Origin of the sequence: Collinsella sp. CLA-ER-H4 (genome assembly GCF_040092395.1) — a bacterium.
In the GTDB taxonomy this organism is placed as follows: Bacteria; Actinomycetota; Coriobacteriia; order Coriobacteriales; family Coriobacteriaceae; genus Collinsella.
Map to the genome: position 1 here is coordinate 235707 of NZ_JBBNLQ010000002.1, position 12509 is coordinate 248215.

Genomic DNA, 12509 nt, shown 5'->3' on the forward strand with positions numbered 1-12509 from the left:
TTTTCCCAGGCATTTTCTTGCTTTCGCAGTAGAAAAAGGCACCCCGGGCTCAGTTGCCCAGGGCGCCTCGACCGACTATTCGGTTTGATTGTTTTCGGCAGCAGGATTATCGCCCGGCTCATCCGCCGGCGTGGCAACGGCATCCCAATCGGGCTCCGCAGGCGTCGCCTCGGACGCCGGTGCGGGGACAGGAGCAGGTGCCGGGGCAGGGGCAGGCGCGGGTGCCGGGGCAGGTGCAGGCGCGGGTGCCGGGGCAGGCGCAGCACCAGTGGCTGCCGTGGGATTGAATCCCGCAGGAGCAGGCTTCTTCTCACCCGGGAGCACAAAAGTCAAAACGTCGTCCTTGTCCTCATCGGTCCATTCGCTTGCATAACGTGCAGCCCAATAGCCAACGGCACGGTGCTTGAGCATCTTGCCAAAGACCGTAAGGAACACCGTGACGAATGCAATCAGCATCAGGAACAATACGAGCGTGACACCACCGGCGGTAACAATCGCCTCGATACCCGTGGGGCGATAGTAATAGCCGTACGCGCCAATTCCGGCGATGGCACCAAAGACAGCTGTCAAGATCCACGTAATGGCGTTGGAAACCAGGCCCGTCAAAAACTCCGGAAGGAACGAAGCGCAGAACAGCTTGGTCTTGTTGTGCTTAAACGCCGCCCAGACCTTGTCGAGCGAAAACGCGCTCTCGACGCGACCGGTCACCGCAAAGTGCATCACGGCGATGTCGGCGAACATCTTAAAGAAGACACCCAGAATCGCCGAGGCAATTAGCGCCAGGACAAGCAGGCCAAGCGAGCCAAACAGCGCAGCTTCGAGCGCATAAGAGCCGTAATACGAATACGAGCCTGCGGCGCCAATTACCACGCCCTCCACCAGCGAAAGCACTACACCGATAACGGGAATGGCAGCGATAACCTCGAGCACGACCGAAATAACGCTCGAAAAGACTCCGAGACCAAACGACGTGGAACGTATCAGCGGACGGTCCATGCCGTCATCGACCTTGAGCGACAGATCGCGACCCCACTCGATACCAAAGCCGGAACCGCACACGCTCGCAATGCAAGCTGCCAAAAAGCCGATGGCAGCCGCAATGCCGCCAATAACGGGAATAAACAACACGAGCACCACACAACGCAAATCAGCGCCGGCAAAAACGCGATTTGGCATACACGCTGAAGCACGCCCGGAGTCTTAGTCATATCCTCAAACGCCTGAGCCACACAGCCCTTGGACGCGTTCATGGGAGGCTGAGGGACAAACTGCTGAGGCTGAGGCTGACCCTGAGGGGTGGAAGCTGCAGCACCAGCATTAGGAGCACCGCACACACCGCAGAACTTGTCGTTATCGCCCATAGGAGCGCCACACTGCGAACAGAACATCGAAATCATCCCTTCGTATCTAGAGCGAATCACCTGGATCGCAAACGATGTCTTTGGCATCATTATCACCCAATGTGAGGACAAATACTCTTAGATGACGTATTTGCAACGCGCGAGGCGCTTTTCGATTGTTTGATAGATGCGTTCGCACTAGTTCGTGCCGCGAAAACCCTTGCCGACAATCTCGGAACTGTCGACGATCGTGATAAAGGCACCCGGATCGACCTCGCGCGCATAACGGCGCAGCTGCACGGCCTCGCGACGGCTCAGCACGCTCATGATCACCGTCACGCACTTGCCCGAGAAGGCACCGTAGCCGCGACTGATGGTCGCCGTACGGTTGAGATGCTTGACGATAAACTCCTCGACCTTAAGGGGCTCGGAACAAATGACCGTGCAGACCTTACGAAGGTGAATGCTCTCGATGGCCTTGTCGACCACGAGCGTCTTGGCAAACAGGCCGAGCACACAATACAGACCGACACGCGGGCCATACAAAAAGGCCGCGATGGTCACGATACCGATATCGACCAGCAGCAGGGCGCGGCCAATCTCGAGCGTGGTGCGGCGCTTGAGGATCATGGCAAGAATGTCCGTGCCACCCGTCGAGGCGCCGATGTCAAAGACAATAGCGCTGCCGAGCGCCGGCAAGATGACGGCAAAGCACAGGTCGAGCCACATATCGCCCGTCATCGAGACATCGGTCGGAATAAAGAGCTCAAACAGCGAAACATAGGCGGACAGCGCAAACGAGGCGAAGACACTCCAAAGAATCGCCTTGCGTTCCAAAAAGATAAAGCCCAAAGCGACGAGAACCGCGTTGATAATCCACATAAAGACGCCGACGGGCAGGGTCGGGAACAGCGTGGACAGAATGACCGACACGCCCGAGGTGCCGCCAAAAGCAAAGTGATTAGGGGTTTTAAACGCAACGATGGCAAAGGCCGTAAGAATCAGGCCCAGATTGAGCTCGGCAAAAAAGCGCGGGAAGCCCGGCTCCTGGCTGCGCTTTTGGCCGGCACGCTCGCCGCGCTCGATATCGGTGCGATCAACCACGCGCTCCATCGGCACTACGGGAGGACGATGCACCTCTTCGGCAGCACGCGATGCCGCCTCTGCAGCGGCGGCCTCAATCGCCCATGCCTTGCTTTCTGTTTCGTGCTCGTCGGCCATTACGGCAACTCCTCGTTAACGATTTGGAAACAATGCGCCCATTAGGGTAACGCGGAACGCGACGATTGCAACCCCTAGTTAGACGAGCGGTATGCCTACAACGGGGGGCATACAAAAAACGGCCGGCCACGCTTTTGCTTGCGCGGTCGGCCGTTTAACGTTTTCGCAGATAAAACCTGCCAAAACAAACCTGTCCCTTTTTGGAAGGTTATTCGTGCTGGCTGGTGCGGTGCTCGTACTCCTCGGGGGTGATGACGTCCTCGATACGCAGGTTGACGCCCGCCACCTCAAGGCCGGTCATCGCGGCAAGGCGCTCGGTGACACGTGCCTTGACATCGTCGAAGATCGCGGGCGCATAGGCGCCGTACTCGATAATGACGGAGATGTTGACGACCACGCGATTGTCATCGGTGACCTCGACCGTCACGCCCTTGGTCAGATTCTCGGCACCAAACTGCTCCTGCACAAAGTGCATGAGGTTACCCTTCATGCCCAGAACGTGCGGAACCTCGCGGGTGGCCATGGCAACGATCTTCTCGATCACACCGTTGGAATAGGTCAGCGAGTCCTCGGACTCGTCCGCTTCCTCGTCATCCTCATCCACATCGGACTCGGCCTCTGTCTCGGCGAGGGACTGACCTTCGAGTTCTACATCCTCGGCTTCGGCGACGACCGCCTCGTTCTCCTCGAGCTCGGTATCGGCCACATCGACCTTCGTATTAAAAGCCATGGTTCCTCCTTATGCCTGCCGCGGATGCGACAGTCGAATACATATTAGCGGCCGCTAAACAGACGGCCGAAGAAGTTGACGATCCCGTTTTCGCCGTCGCGAATTTGGCCGATCACGGCGCCGATCAGCACGAAGAATGCAATGACGAGCGTGTCCCACAGGCCGAGCGTGAGCACCAACACGGCAAGGATAAAGCCAGCGACGGCACCGAGCGTGGTGTTGGGATGACGCACAGCATAGCTCCAGATGGCAGCGCCCGTACCCTTGATGAGACCCATAGCCTCGTCAAAATCCGCGGCTGCCGCGTCTTGCAACTCGGTTGCCTCTGCTTTGGAATCAACAGGTTCGTTCGCCGGCGTGGCGCTCTGGTCAATCGTCAGGCGCGGCGTACGAGCGGTCTTGTCTTGATTGGTATCACTCACCGGAAACCTCCACGGTCTGGACGGTAGTCTTGGACGGCAAAAAACGAACGCGTGCGGTCGTGCCCGGCGTGCCAAGCATGGTGTCGCAAGCTTCCTCGATGCGCCGCTGCATCGCAGTAGCCAGAGATGCCACGTCCTTATCGTCAAGCGCGATAGCCTCGACCTTAAATCGGACGTGCGAATCGTCGGAGCCTTGGACGCGGGCCTCGACATGCTCGACCATCACGCGGTCGTCGCGCTCGGCAGCAGCCCTAGCACACGAAGAAAGCGCCGCAAGGGTGACCTCGATATTGCGCTCCCCCGCCGGATGCACACAGGACGGCTCGCGACGAGCAAACATCAGGCGAAAGAAGCTTACCAGCACGCCGATCGCCACAACTCCGCCGCATGCCGTCACGACAATGCGCGGCATGGGGTCGCGCATCAGCAGCATAAAGCGATACGTATACGGCCCCCAAAACTGGCAGACAAGCGTACCCAGCGCCACGATGGCGGCGGCAAGATACACAATCGCTAGGGCTCGTTTGAGTACGCGCACGCGGCGCTCCCTTCAAATCTCGGCTCTCGAAATGCAAAACGGTTCGCACCATTATAAAAGAGCCGGGTCCGGTGCTCTACGCACGCGGATCCGGCTCATCTATTCCACGAGGCTTGCATGCTCGCTTCATTATGCCCAGATATGCACGGCTTAACCCGTGCAGGCGCTACTCCTCCTCGAGGGCAGCGATGACCTCGTCGGTCATGTCCATGGTGCTGTAAACATCCTGGACGTCGTCGAGCTCCTCAAGACGGTCGATGAGGCGCTGAACCTTCTTGGCGTCGGCGCCGGAGACCTCGGTCGGGGTGGTCGGGACCATGGTGGTCTCGGAGCCCTTGACCTGGACGCCCTGCTCCTCGAGCGCCTTGGAGACAGCCATGACCTCGTTGGCGGTAGTCCAGACGATCCACTCCTCGCCGGCGTCCTCGTAGTCCTCGCCGCCGGCCTCGGCGATGGCCATCATGAACTCATCCTCGTCACCGGCAGCACCGTTGGCGATCATGGTCTCCTTCTTGGCGTTCTCGTCCAGGATCTCTTTGGCGACGACGATCTGGCCCTTGCGCTCAAACTGGAAGGCGACGGAGCCGGAGGTGCCCAGGTTGCCACCAGCGTGGGAGAAGGCGGAACGGACATCAGCGGCGGTACGGTTGCGGTTGTCGGTCAGGCAGTCGACGTAGACGGCGACACCGGCGGGACCGTAGCCCTCGTACACGATGTTCTCGTAGACGGCAGCGTCGGCACCCGAACCAAAAGCCTTGTCGATAGCGGACTTGATCTTGTCCTTAGGCATGGACTGAGCCTTGGCCTTGGCAACGGCAGCGGCGAGGCTGGCGTTGTTCTCGGGCAGCGGGTCACCGCCGAGACGGGCAGCAACGGTGATGTTGCGGCTGAGCTTGGAGAAGAGGGCGGAACGCTTGGCGTCCTGCGCGCCCTTACGATGCTTGGTTGTGGCCCACTTAGAGTGTCCGGACATACGTGTCTCCTATCGGTTTCGACCTAAAGCCCAGCGCAGATGCTCGGGCAATATAAACAAACGTCGTTATGATATACCTACTGGCCTGCGAGATAAACCCCAAAATGAAGGCGTCGTGATGATGCCCCCTTTGGTGCAAAGAAACCTGGCCCTCAATGCACCAAATTAGAACCAGAAGAAGTCGCTGCGGGTGACGGTGGCGCCGATGGCGAAGGGCATGCAGGCGATGACCGGATACAGGTAGCGCATGTAAGTCGAGCCGTTGCACGGGCCAATCAGGCACACAGCGAGCACGCCCAACAGCGGCACCCAGATCGCCAGCGCACGCCATGAATGACGACGCAGCAAGTAGACCACCACGGCGATCATGATCCACACATAGGTGGCCGAGCTCATGGTGAGCGAGATAAAGGGAACACGCTGCACCGCCACACGGTACAAATTGATCAGGTGGTCGCACCAGCGCACCACGTTGCTGTCAACCGGATGGAAGTCGAAGTACTTGAGGTTGTCGGGACGCGCCATGATCTCGGCACTACGCGCCGTGCTGTAGACCCAGGCATCGCGCGCGCTCGGATAAAAATAACCATAGTAGTTATTGATAAGCGCCGAAATATAGCACTCGGGATCCTTCTTAAACATCTGGGCCCACACCTCAAAATAGGCATCGATGTCCTCCTGCGAGGCGTACTCGTTAAAGCAATTTTTGACGGCGTCCGACTTATCCGGGTTGTAACGGCGGCCCAGATTCTCGTACTTGAGTACGCGATCGATCACGGCACGCTCTTCGTCGGTCACCGAACCGTCGCAAGGAGCCTCCACGATGGTGCCGTCCTCCTTAACCGTGGGGTTGACGCCCGAGTTGAGGCCGTCGTGCTTTTGGACGAAACGAGCCGTCTGCTGGAACGGAATCGAAAGGATTTCGCGCTTGGAACCAGGCGTGATATCGTGCGCCGGCATAAAGACCTTGGTGAAATACATATTAGAGGCAAGGCAGAGCGCGAGCACCGCGAGAACGCCAACCCAGCGGAAACGCGGGATGGCGCCCGAAGGCGCAGCACCAGTCTGCTTGGCTGCACGACGAGCCACATGCACGTCCCATACGCAAAACGCCGCCGCGATTACGCATGCCGCCAGGGGAAACACCAGGCCGCCGTTGCGCAGGAACGTGGAACCCATGGCGCCCAGAGCGAGCAGCAGCCAGTCGTGGCGCGCAAAGAGCACGGGGGCTTTCTCGCCCGCTCGCTCGACATTGGCATCACGACGGGGCAAGCCACATGCCACGAGCTTAACGGTCTGTACCAGCAGCACCAAGAACGCGTCGGCAAAGAGCACGTCTTTGGTGAGCAGCGCCGCGTAGTTAGAGAACATCGGCATAAACGCAAAGAACAGCAGGATCGCACCGCGAACCGGAAGGCTCACGCCCAGTTTGCGCAGCGACGAAATGGAATAGGCCATGCAGGCAGCCGTGATGACAAACTGAGCGCAGGTGTAGATGGCAAGACCTGCGTTAGCACTGTTGAACAGCGAAAGCCCCAGCTGAACGCACGAGCCGATGATAGCCGTGTGCACCACGGGGTGATGTCCGTTGAGCAGCACGTTGGGGTTGAGTAGGCGCAGGTAGTCGCTCGTGCCGTTGGGATAGTTGAACCACTGGCGAATCTGCGCGCCCGTATCTCCCATAAAAAGGCCAGGCAGCGAAGCGATGAGCGTGGGCGCCCAGACGATCATAAGCACCAGGAAGGGCCCGGCAAAGGGATGGACCGAGAGCACGGCGTGAGTCACACGCCATACGCGGCCAAAGTGCGCTTCGGAAAACGGAATGCGTCGGGAGCTCAGCCAATCTAGGCACTCAAAGGCAAGGTAGAAGGCCACGATCGCCAGAAGCATCCAGCCCGCGCCGCCAATCCAGGCGCAGATGATGCGGGCTTTGTCGCCAAGGACAATCTCAGCCGAGTCGGTGAGATCGTAGCTGCGGCCGAACACCATGCAGATGGCGAAGAACAGCGACGGCAGAATGATCGATGGACGCCAGGTGTCGCCACGGCCAAAGAACACGTAGCGAAACGGCAAGGTGAGCAGGCAGGCAAGTGCAAGCAGCATGACCGCGTCGGTATGGCCGGCAAACGAGAGGAGCACCTCGTAGCACACGTACAGCATGCCCGAGGCTTTGGGGTCAATCGCCAAGACTGCGTTGCTCGACACCGGGGCGGGATCGATGGAAAACGCCGTGGTCGCCAACAGCGCGAGCAAAAATGCGATGAGAGTCTGCTTGGCGGGGTAGCGCTTAAACCAGACGATGCGGGCAGCGTCGCGCGCAGCCGTTGTGGAGAGATCGGAATCCTTCACAGTCCAAAGAGCCTTTCTAGAAACCTGCAAAAAAGGGACAGGTTTATTTTGGCAGGTTTTATCTGGGGAAACGTTACGGTTCTGTCATCGTTGCCCAGCAAACCACCACAAAGGTGCCTGTCCCCTTTGTGGTGGTTAGGCGTCGAGGTAGATGCGCTGGGGTTGGTTGCGACGACGAGCAAAGATGATGAGCGCCAGGCCCGCGATTACGAGCGGCAGGCTCAGCAGCTGACCCATGGTGATGACGCCGCCCAGCAGATAGCCAAGCTGCGCATCGGGCACACGCACAAACTCAATGAGGAAGCGGACGATGCCGTAGCCCATCACAAACACGCCCATAAACGTGCCTTGGGGCAGTAGCGGCTTTTTGCGGCTGAGCACCTGCAGAATGCAAAAGAGCACGATGCCCTCAAGAAATGCCTCGTAGAGCTGAGAGGGGTGACGCGGCATATCGCCCGCGGTGCCACCGAAGACCACGCCCCAGGGCAGATCGGTCGGCTTGCCCCACAGCTCACCGTTGACAAAGTTGGCACAACGGCCCAAGCACAAGGCCAGCGGCGCGCCTATGACGGCAAGGTCTGCCAAAGTCCATGCATCGAGCTTATACATGCGGCATACGATGATGCCGCCGATGATGCCGCCCACCAGGCCGCCATGGAAGCTCATGCCGCCCTCGTTGGTGGCAAAGATCTCGAGCGGATGCGCCCAGTAGTAGCCGTCGCCGTAAAAGATGACGTAGAACAGGCGGGCGCCAATGATAAGGCCAAAGACCACGCCGACCACGACACTCGTCAGGTCGTCGACCGTAATGTCAAAACCCCAACGGCGCTGCGTGCGGTACATGACGACCGCCGTGAGCAGGGCGCCGACCACATAGGCCAAGCCGTACCAGTAGATGGTGATGGGCCCCGCCGAAATCGCGACGGGATCAAGCATATGGTAGAAGTCGTTGAGCATGTCGACCCTCCTACTCCCTACATACAAATGCGGCCGCGGGCCTTGCGCTCGCAGCCGCATATTTGGGCGTAACGTCTATGCGGAGTATGTCGTCCGCAGCTTTCGCAGCTTAGAACGGCGCGTACTCGTCGTACAGGTCCTCGGCCTCGCCGGAGGCATTGACCTGCTCAACTCGGGTAACGCCGGGCACATGCTCCTTCAGGATGCGCTCAATACCCATGGACAGGGTCAGCGAGCTCATGGGGCAGCCGGCGCAAGCGCCCTGCAGCTCCAGTTTGACGACGCCCTCGTCGTCAACGCCCACATACTCCATATCGCCGCCATCGGCCTGCAGGTTGGGGCGAATCTCTTCAAGAACCTTCTTAAGCAGCTCTTCGTTAACAGCCACAGGGGCTCCTTTCTCACAATTACGCGGGCGCGCCCGCGGACAGAAGCTATGTTACTACAGCCGTGTACCCGCTCACGAGCCGTCCATGCGCGCAGACGCGACTTTCACGAGTAGTCAATTTGGGACGGGGCTCTTTTGGCTGCCTTTTGTTGCCAGCTGGCGTTGCCACGCGCTACTGCTGAGCCCGCCCCTCGGTACCGATGTGAACATCGACGATGACCTGGCGGTAGCTGATGCCACAGGAGTCGAGAATGCGGCGGCTGATACGGCCGTCATCGGTGTCGGCGTACTTGTTGTCCAGGTAGACGACCTCGCCCACGCCCACCTGAGCCAAAATCTTGGCGCAGTCGTGGCACGGGAACAGCGTGACGTAGACCGTGGAACCCTCGAGGTCCTTGAGCGAGCCACGGTAGTTGAGCACGGCGTTGGCCTCGGCATGGACCACGTAGTTGTGCTTGTCCTGCAGCGGGTCGTCGCTCGTACCCCACGGGAAAAAGTCGTCGTTGAGCGCCGAGGGTGTACCGTTGTAGCCCACCGAAAGGATGCGGTGGTTGGTGTTGGCGATGCACGCACCCACCTGCGTGTTGGGGTCCTTGCTGCGGCGCTGCGCGGCGATGGCCACGCTCATAAAGAACTCGTCCCAGCTAATGACGTCCAGGCGCTTGCCTGACGAAGTTTGATGAAGATCGTCCGACATGGCAGACACCTCCGTAATCGCAATAGTTTGACCCATTGTAGCAGGTGAAAGGTGGGGGCGTTTGTCCCACCGGCGCCCTCACCTTTACACGCGGCGGGGCTTTTGGTTGATGCGATAGAGCTCGGCCAGTCCTCGCAACGTCAGCGCATCGTCGACCGTCAGACTGTGACCGACCAGCGACGCGAGTGCCTCGGCATCGTCGCCGGTAATGACGATGGGCACGTCGCCCTCCCCCGCGGCCTTGGTCGCGCGCATCTCGGCGAGCACCATGTCGAGCATGCCGTCGATGCGGGCTACCTCGCCCAAGACCACGCCCGAGCGCATGGCCTCACGCGTGTTGCGACCAATCACATGCGTGGGTGCCGAGGGCTCGACCTGCGGCAGACGCGCCGCAGCGGCCGAGAGCGAGCGGGCGCCAAGTGCCAGACCCGGCGCGATGACGCCGCCGACAAAGGTACCACGCGCGTCGATGACCTCGATATTGGTCGTGGTGCCCAGGTCGATCACGATGCACGGAGAGCCGTAGACGGCACGGGCCGCCACGGCGTCGGCGATGCGGTCAGGGCCGATCTCGGCCGGGTCGTCGTAGTGGACGGGCATGCCAGTCTTGAGGCCCGGACCCACGGTGAGCACGCGCCCCGTGCAGGTACGGGAAAGCGCCGCCTTCCATGGGCGTTCGAGCGCCGGCACCACGCAGCTCAGCACTGCGGCCGCGGGAACGAGTGCACCCGGCACGCCCGCATCGGCTGACAGCGCGCCCATGACCTGCGCGAGCCTCATACGAGCCTCATCGGCCGTGATGCTCGACGGCGTCGTGATCTCGCACGTCGCAAGCGGACATTCCTGCGCCGCAGCCGAATCCTCGGCAAATAGGCCAAAGCGAATGAACGTGTTGCCCACGTCGACCGTTAATATATATGCGCACCCATTAACCATCGTCGGCGCTCCTTTCGTCTGCCCAGCAGTATATCGCCTACCTAAACCAGTCATCCCAAAATGACTAGCTTGCGGCTATACTGGTGCGCGGTCGTGCGCGAGCTCACGCGGCGGCCCTTGGTAACCCGACTTCCCGCGCCGTATCCGTAGCGGCGCTCCCGGGGGAAGCGGATATACGCAAAGGAGTTCTATATGAGCAATCCCTCAAACCGCGCTTCGATGCGCGGGCAACTCACGCTGCGCGGCGTCGTCATCGGCGTCCTTGGCTGCGTGATCATCACGGCAAGCTCGGCCTACACCGCCCTCAAGATGGGCGCACTCCCCTGGCCGATCGTCTTCGCTGCCGTCATCTCGCTGTTCTTCCTTAAGCTCATGGGCAACGCCAGTCTCAACGAGGCCAACGTCACCCACACCATCATGTCCGCAGGCGCCATGGTCGCCGGCGGCCTGGCGTTTACCATCCCGGGCGCCTGGATGCTGGGCTATGCCGACCAGATCAGCTGGCTCGACATGTTTATCGTGGCACTCGCCGGCACCATCCTGGGCCTGCTGGCCACCGCGCTCATCCACCGTCACTTTATCGTGGACGCCGCGCTTGAGTTCCCCACCGGCAACGCCGCAGCTCAGACCCTGCGCGCAACCGAGGCCGGTGGCAAAACCGGCAAGCAACTCTTTGGTTCCATGGCTATCGCCGGCATCTATAGCGTGCTACGCGACGCCCTGGGCGTGGTGCCCAGCATGCTGTGCACGCTCAACATCCCCGGCGTGACCTTTGGCATCTACAACTCGCCCATGCTGCTCTCCGTCGGCTTCCTCGTGGGCTTCGCCCCGGTCGCCTTCTGGTTTGCCGGCGCCCTGCTGGGCAACTTTGGCATCATCGTGGGCGGCACCGCTGCCGGTCTGTTCGACGTTGTGACTGCGCAGGGCATCGTCAAGTCCCTGGGCATGGGCCTCATGATGGGCTTTGGCGTCGCCGTCGTCCTCAAGGACATCCTGCCGCAGGTCGCCGGCATCGTCCGCGGTCTTGCCGCCGACAGCTCCACCGACACCGACGAGCAGTCGCTCATCTCGGGCTCCCTTAAGCTCGACGCCGGCATCATCGGCCTGGGCGCTGCCGCCATCGCCGTGATCGTCGCCATCGCGCTCGACCTTGGCCCCGTTCCGGCTGTCATCATCACGCTGTTCACCTTTGTCACCACCATCATGAGCGCACAGAGCTGCGGCCAGACGGGCATCGACCCCATGGAGATCTTCGGCCTCATCGTCATGCTCATCGTGGCTGCCTTTGCACAGATCGCGCAGGTCAAACTGTTCTTTATCGCCGGCATCGTAGCCGTGGCGTGCGGCCTTGCGGGCGACGTCATGAACGACTTTAAGGCCGGCGCCGTGCTGGGCACCAACCCGCGTGCACAGTGGATCGGCCAGGCCATCGGCGGCATCGTGGGCGCCCTGGTCGCTGCAGCCGTCATGGTCGCGCTCGTCACCGCCTATGGCCCGGACGCCTTTGGCCCCGACAAGAGCTTTGTTGCCGCGCAGGCAAGCGTTGTCGCCACCATGGTCTCGGGCATCCCGAGCGTGCCGTGGTTTGCGGGCGGCTTTATCGCCGGCATCGTCATGTACTGGCTCGGCATTCCGGCCATGATGATCGGCCTGGGCGTGTACCTGCCGTTCTACATGTCACTCACGGCATTCCTGGGCTCCTGCGTCAAGCTCGCCTACGACAAGTGGTCCGCCCACCGCGACGCCGCCGCCGGTCTTTCTGACGAGGAAAAGGCCACCAAGGACGCCGCCTTCCAGGAGCAGGGCCTGGTTGTCGCCAGCGGCCTGCTCGGCGGCGAGTCCATCGTCGGCGTTATCCTAGCGTTTGTCTCCGTCGGTCTGAGCCTGCTGGGCTAAGTCGAGCAGCTGCTCGACAGCAACCATATTGCCTACGATTTGCCCGGTCGGTAGCTTTCGCG

Annotated in this window: 12 protein-coding genes; 1 reads left to right on the plus strand and 11 read right to left on the minus strand. The window is 60.7% G+C overall.

The features are described from left to right. Nucleotides 1-75: 75 nt before the first annotated feature. The 11 genes from AAAX34_RS03120 to AAAX34_RS03170 all read right to left on the minus strand — a co-directional run bounded on the left by AAAX34_RS03120 (nucleotide 76) and on the right by AAAX34_RS03170 (nucleotide 10551). On the minus strand, nucleotides 76-1176 hold the full coding sequence (locus AAAX34_RS03120) for a DUF4013 domain-containing protein (RefSeq protein WP_349109923.1): 1101 nt from the start codon (nucleotides 1174-1176) through the stop codon (nucleotides 76-78). A gap of 362 nt (nucleotides 1177-1538) precedes the next feature. Then, nucleotides 1539-2561, minus strand: coding sequence for a YitT family protein (locus AAAX34_RS03125; protein WP_349109924.1), 1023 nt, complete (start codon nucleotides 2559-2561; stop codon nucleotides 1539-1541). 208 nt (nucleotides 2562-2769) lie between these two features. Further along, nucleotides 2770-3291, minus strand: a complete 522-nt coding sequence (locus AAAX34_RS03130; RefSeq protein ID WP_349109925.1) for an Asp23/Gls24 family envelope stress response protein — start codon at nucleotides 3289-3291, stop codon at nucleotides 2770-2772. Nucleotides 3292-3335: 44 nt separating this feature from the next. Continuing rightward, a complete protein-coding gene (locus AAAX34_RS03135; protein WP_233540326.1) occupies nucleotides 3336-3713 on the minus strand; it encodes a DUF2273 domain-containing protein in 378 nt (125 codons plus the stop codon). Further along, nucleotides 3706-4251, minus strand: coding sequence for a hypothetical protein (locus tag AAAX34_RS03140; protein WP_349089378.1), 546 nt, complete (start codon nucleotides 4249-4251; stop codon nucleotides 3706-3708). Before AAAX34_RS03140 ends, AAAX34_RS03135 begins: the two co-directional genes overlap by 8 nt. A 166-nt stretch (nucleotides 4252-4417) precedes the next feature. After that, complete coding sequence (locus AAAX34_RS03145) at nucleotides 4418-5224, minus strand: YebC/PmpR family DNA-binding transcriptional regulator (protein WP_006234926.1); 807 nt, start codon at nucleotides 5222-5224, stop codon at nucleotides 4418-4420. Between the two features lie 165 nt (nucleotides 5225-5389). Then, nucleotides 5390-7573 (minus strand): DUF6020 family protein, encoded by a 2184-nt coding sequence (locus AAAX34_RS03150; RefSeq protein ID WP_349109926.1) that lies wholly within the window; start codon nucleotides 7571-7573, stop codon nucleotides 5390-5392. Nucleotides 7574-7708: 135 nt separating this feature from the next. Continuing rightward, nucleotides 7709-8530, minus strand: coding sequence for a prolipoprotein diacylglyceryl transferase (gene lgt, locus AAAX34_RS03155; protein WP_349109927.1), 822 nt, complete (start codon nucleotides 8528-8530; stop codon nucleotides 7709-7711). 109 nt (nucleotides 8531-8639) lie between these two features. Continuing rightward, the gene (locus AAAX34_RS03160; RefSeq protein ID WP_035137589.1) at nucleotides 8640-8918 is read right to left on the minus strand and encodes a NifU family protein; all 279 of its coding nucleotides are present in this window, start codon (nucleotides 8916-8918) and stop codon (nucleotides 8640-8642) included. Nucleotides 8919-9090: 172 nt separating this feature from the next. Next, nucleotides 9091-9615 (minus strand): dCMP deaminase family protein, encoded by a 525-nt coding sequence (locus AAAX34_RS03165; protein ID WP_161115098.1) that lies wholly within the window; start codon nucleotides 9613-9615, stop codon nucleotides 9091-9093. A gap of 84 nt (nucleotides 9616-9699) precedes the next feature. Next, a complete protein-coding gene (locus tag AAAX34_RS03170) occupies nucleotides 9700-10551 on the minus strand; it encodes a type III pantothenate kinase (RefSeq protein ID WP_349109928.1) in 852 nt (283 codons plus the stop codon). Between the two features lie 192 nt (nucleotides 10552-10743). On the opposite strand from AAAX34_RS03170, the gene AAAX34_RS03175 reads away from it, so the two are divergent. Beyond that, nucleotides 10744-12447 carry an OPT/YSL family transporter gene (locus AAAX34_RS03175; protein WP_349109929.1) on the plus strand — a complete coding sequence of 568 codons (1704 nt, stop codon included), beginning with the start codon at nucleotides 10744-10746 and terminating at the stop codon, nucleotides 12445-12447. Nucleotides 12448-12509 lie beyond the last annotated feature (62 nt).

Bases quoted from the DNA above. Each gene is read 5' to 3' on its own strand.
- AAAX34_RS03170 (WP_349109928.1), bottom strand. From the start codon at position 10,551: ATGGTTAATGGGTGCGCATATATATTAACGGTCGACGTGGGCAACACG.
- AAAX34_RS03145 (WP_006234926.1), bottom strand. From the start codon at position 5,224: ATGTCCGGACACTCTAAGTGGGCCACAACCAAGCATCGTAAGGGCGCG.
- AAAX34_RS03130 (WP_349109925.1), bottom strand. From the start codon at position 3,291: ATGGCTTTTAATACGAAGGTCGATGTGGCCGATACCGAGCTCGAGGAG.
- AAAX34_RS03125 (WP_349109924.1), bottom strand. From the start codon at position 2,561: ATGGCCGACGAGCACGAAACAGAAAGCAAGGCATGGGCGATTGAGGCC.
- lgt (WP_349109927.1), bottom strand. From the start codon at position 8,530: ATGCTCAACGACTTCTACCATATGCTTGATCCCGTCGCGATTTCGGCG.
- AAAX34_RS03165 (WP_161115098.1), bottom strand. From the start codon at position 9,615: ATGTCGGACGATCTTCATCAAACTTCGTCAGGCAAGCGCCTGGACGTC.
- AAAX34_RS03120 (WP_349109923.1), bottom strand. From the start codon at position 1,176: ATGCCAAATCGCGTTTTTGCCGGCGCTGATTTGCGTTGTGTGGTGCTC.
- AAAX34_RS03175 (WP_349109929.1), top strand. From the start codon at position 10,744: ATGAGCAATCCCTCAAACCGCGCTTCGATGCGCGGGCAACTCACGCTG.